General features: G+C 63.4%; 3 protein-coding genes. All 3 read left to right on the top strand.

Annotated features, from left to right (window positions below):
• A partial coding sequence (locus tag HMPREF0178_RS03935) for a chorismate synthase (protein ID WP_039958540.1) occupies nucleotides 1-506 on the top strand: 506 nt, incomplete at its 5' end.
• A 3-nt stretch (nucleotides 507-509) separates the two neighbouring features.
• Complete coding sequence (locus HMPREF0178_RS03930; RefSeq protein WP_009379236.1) at nucleotides 510-2741, top strand: ATP-dependent RecD-like DNA helicase; 2232 nt, start codon at nucleotides 510-512, stop codon at nucleotides 2739-2741.
• Nucleotides 2738-3700, top strand: a 963-nt coding sequence (locus HMPREF0178_RS21915; protein ID WP_009379235.1) for an NlpC/P60 family N-terminal domain-containing protein, incomplete at its 3' end; no start/stop codon positions are given. The genes HMPREF0178_RS03930 and HMPREF0178_RS21915, both read left to right, overlap by 4 nt.

The following is a 3700-nucleotide window of genomic DNA, read 5'->3' as shown; positions in this document are numbered from 1 at the left end:
CGTTGGTCCGTACCGTACGCGGCGAGGGCGACACGCTCGGCGGCATCGTCCGGGTGGAGGTGCTCGGCGTGCCCGCCGGTCTGGGCGAACCCGTGTTCGATAAGCTGGATGCCGTGCTGGCGCAGGCGCTCATGAGCGTAGGGGCGGTCAAGGGCGTGGAGATCGGCGACGGTTTCGCCGCGGCCCGCAGCCGGGGGAGCTTCAATAACGACGCCTACCGTCCGGCCGGGGCCGGATCGACGCCGGGCAATCCCGCGACCAACCATTGCGGCGGTATCCTCGGCGGTATTTCGACCGGCCAGCCGCTGGTGATGACCGTGGCGATCAAACCCATCCCCTCCATCGCCAAGGAACAGCAAAGCGTGAACGCCGAAGGCAGCCCCGTATCCTTGCGTGTGGGCGGACGGCACGACATCTGTGCCATTCCGCGCGTCAATCCCGTGCTTGAGGCGATGGCCGCCTTGACCGTGGCCGACGCCCTGCTGCTGCAGCGGCGGATGGGGTAGGGCATGACGCAGCTTTCTCTTTCATCCCTCGACGATACGGTGGAATTGCAGGGCACGCTGGAGCGTGTGGTCTTCCATAATGAGGAAAACGGCTACACGGTGTTCCGGGTCAGGCCGGAAGGCAAGGACGAGGTGGATCTCGTCACCGTGGTCGGGCATATGGGCAGCCCGCAGGCGGGCGCGTCCCTGCGCATCAAGGGCCGGTGGGTGAACAACGCCCGCTTCGGCAGGCAGGTGCAGATGGATTCCTTTGAAAGCCTGCTCCCCGCCACCGCCGAGGGCATCAAGCTGTATCTGGCCTCCGGGCTGATCAAGGGCATCGGCAAGAGCATCGCGGCGCGCATCGTCAAGGCGTTCGGCGAAGACACGCTCAGGATTTTCGACGAAGAACCGCAGCGCCTGCTGGAAATTTCCGGCATCACCCAGAAGAAGCTGGTGACCATCGTCGAGTGCTGGACCGAGCATCAGGGCGTGCGCAATCTGGTGCAGTTCCTCCAGCCGCACGATATCGGCGCGTCCTTCGCCGTCCGTATCTATAAGCATTACGGCCCGCAGGCGCTGTCCATCGTGCAGGAGAACCCCTACCGGCTGGCGATGGACATCCGGGGCATCGGCTTCCTGACGGCGGATGCGCTGGCGGCCAAGCTCGGTTTTGAAAGCGAGCACCCTTTGCGGATTCAGGCGGGCACGCTGTACACGCTGATGAAGCAGATCGACGACGGGCACGTCTATTATCCCCGCCGGGCCTTGGTGGAACAGACCTGTTCCCAGCTCGGCATCGCGGAAGAGTTCGTCGAGGAGGCCGTGGACTGCCTCGCCCGTGAGGAACGGGTGGTGCTGGAGGAACTCGACGACGAGATCGGCGTGTACCTGACCCGGTTCCATCATTACGAATCGAAGATTGCCTATTACCTGCGGCGTATCCTCGCCTCGCCGAAGTCGGTGCGGTTCCCCAAGGCCGACGAGGTGGTGGAGAAAGTCGTGTCCCGGCTCGGCATTACGCTGGCCGAGGAACAGCTTGAGGCCGTGCGCACATCGGCGACGTCCAAAGTAATGGTGCTGACCGGCGGCCCCGGTACGGGCAAGACCACCATCCTGAACGCGATCATTCAGGTTTTTGCGGAAAACAAGGCCAAGATTTTGCTGGCCGCGCCCACGGGCCGGGCGGCGAAACGCATGTCCGAGGCCATCGGCCGGGAAGCCCGCACGATCCACCGCCTGCTCGAATACACGCCTAAGGACGACGGGTTCGCCCGCAACGAGGATAACCCGTTGGCCTGCGGGCTGCTTGTGGTGGACGAGGCGTCCATGATGGACACCATGCTGGCGTACCATCTGCTCAAGGCGGCCCCGCTCGGCGCGACCATCGTATTCGTGGGCGATGTGCATCAGCTCCCGTCCGTGGGGCCGGGCAACGTGCTCGGGGATCTCATCGCTTCCGGGGCCATGCCCGTGGTCGAGCTGGTGGAGGTGTTCCGGCAGGCGGCGGAAAGCGAAATCGTGTGCAACGCCCACCTGATCAACCGGGGCGAGCTGCCACGCCTTGAATCCTCAAAGGATCGCCTTTCCGATTTCTATTTCATGCGGCAGGACGATCCCGATCGCGCGGCGGACATCATCGTGGATTTGGTCAAGAACCACATCCCCCGCCGTTTCCAGCTTGATCCTTTCGACGAAATCCAGGTGCTTTCGCCCATGCACAAGGGCACCGTGGGCGCGGCGAACCTCAACCTGCGGCTCCAGCAGGCGCTCAATCCCGAAGGGGAGGCCCTGCAGCGCGGAGAGCGGTTCTATCGGCTCGGCGACAAGGTCATGCAGATCCGCAACAACTATGAGAAAGATGTGTACAACGGCGATATCGGGCGGGTTTCCAGTGTGGACGTACAGGAAAAATGCCTTGTTGTCCGGTATGATGACCGTTATGTCGGGTACGATTGGGAAGAACTCGACGAAATAGTGGCGGCCTACGCAATTTCCATTCACAAATCACAGGGTTCGGAATATCCTGCCGTCGTCATTCCGTTGATGACGCAGCACTATATGTTGCTGCAGCGGAATCTCATCTATACGGGGGTGACGCGGGGCAAGCGTCTTGTTGTACTGGTAGGAGAGCCCCGCGCTTTGGCGATGGCCGTTAAAAACAACCGGATGCAGAAGCGGTATACGTGGCTGGCCCGACGTTTGGGGGCGGCCCCGGAGGCCGCCGGTCCGCAAACTGAGGGTGAACGCACATGATGGTTTCTGGTGCCCGCAAGGGCTTTTGGGGTGTGCCGCCGTATGAAAGGCTCGGGGGGCGGGGCGTTGTCTCTGTCCCCAAAACGGTGAAAGGGAGAAGCCTTCGTCTGATTGCGCTCGGCGTATTGCTGTGCTGCGCCCTTGCGCTCGGCGGCTGCGGCGGAGGACGCAAGGGCGGGAGTCTGCCTCCGGTCGAGTCCGGCAGCTTTGAAGGCCCGAAAGGGAGCATTGCGGATTTGCGGCGGTTGCCGCAGGATCTGCTGGTTTATGCCCGGCAGGGCAGTCCGGACAAGCCCCTCATGTCGGCTGCGGAGCAGGCCCGGCAGGACGCCCGGTTCAACAGCCTGTTCTTTGGACCGTGGGAGGCTGTACGATCCTCTGTTTCCGCCTCCGAGGCGTTCGCCATTTTCGGTGGCCAGAAGAAGCGGAGCAAGGCGCGGGGATGGGCGGAAAACCTGCTGCCGTGGACGCAGGAGAACTGGGACAAGCTGACGGCGAACGCCGCTCGGGATGCATACCCGTCCCGGTTCGACAAGGCGATTACCGTGCGGCCTACGGTGCTGCGCGAAGCGCCCACCCATAAGCCCCGGTTCGGGAACCCTGCCGAGGCCGGAGAAGGGTATCCCTTCGATATGTTCATGTACTCCACGCTTCCGGTGGGGATGCCGTTGCTTGTCGTGCATACCTCCGCCGATGGCGCGTGGGTATTCGTGGAGACGGGGCTCGTATCCGGCTGGGTTCCCACGGAGGATACGGCTGTGACGGACGCGCCGTTCCGCTCGCGCTACGAGAACGGGACGTATGCGGTCATCGTCCGTGACGACGTCCCGCTGGTGGACGAGCTGGGCCGTTATGTTACCACGGGGAGCCTCGGGACCATGTTGCCTCTGTCCGGCGGATCGGGATCATCGCTGAGGCTGCTGGTCCCTGTGCGTGATCCGCAGGGCCGTGCCGTGGCC

The organism is Bilophila sp. 4_1_30 (genome assembly GCF_000224655.1).
Lineage (GTDB): Bacteria > Desulfobacterota > Desulfovibrionia > Desulfovibrionales > Desulfovibrionaceae > Bilophila > Bilophila wadsworthia.
Note: the sequence above shows the minus strand (reverse complement) of the source record. Positions and strands in the feature narration are given on the sequence as shown.

What these genes read in the sequence shown, in the direction of transcription:
- HMPREF0178_RS03930 (WP_009379236.1), top strand. Translation starts at nt 510, where the DNA reads ATGACGCAGCTTTCTCTTTCATCCCTCGACGATACGGTGGAATTGCAG.